This window comes from Acinetobacter sp. AS167 (assembly GCF_037152175.1).
GTDB lineage: Bacteria > Pseudomonadota > Gammaproteobacteria > Pseudomonadales > Moraxellaceae > Acinetobacter.
Window position 1 is genome coordinate 1 of the sequence record NZ_JBBCMP010000035.1, and the last position, 520, is coordinate 520.

The 520-nt window shown below is 41.3% G+C and carries 1 protein-coding gene; it reads right to left on the reverse strand.

Annotated elements, in window-relative coordinates; translation table 11 throughout:
* Window positions 1-520: NAD(P)/FAD-dependent oxidoreductase (locus tag WFN33_RS20235; protein WP_336954830.1), on the reverse strand; the 520-nt coding region annotated here is incomplete at both ends.

Here is a 520-nt window from a genome sequence, read left to right on the forward strand (position 1 = left end):
ATCGATAAAGTTAAATGCACCACCCATCCATAAACCGAATTTATGCATTGCTGGACCAAAGTTACGTGAACGATGTAACTCTTCTTTTAACCAACTGTTGTTGAATTTGTCCGTATATGCAGTCAATTCTTTAGCAAAGAAATCTTCGCCTTCAGCGACACGCGCAACCGCTAAATCACCACCTTTCTCATGACCTGCTTGAATTGCTTCAAATACAGCTTCACCACACAACATACCCGATTTCATCGCAGTATGAGAGCCTTTGATTTTAGCAAAGTTTAAGAAACCAGCATCATCACCGATTAAGCAACCGCCTGGGAAGGTCAGTTTAGGTAGAGAGTTTAGACCACCTTTAACAACTGCACGTGCGCCATAAGAAATACGCTTACCACCTTCAAGATATTGCTTGATCAGTGGATGTGTTTTCCAACGCTGCATTTCAGCAAAAGGATACATGTGTGGATTTTCATAAGATAAATCGACAATCATACCCAAGGTCACTTGGTTGTTTTCAGCGTGA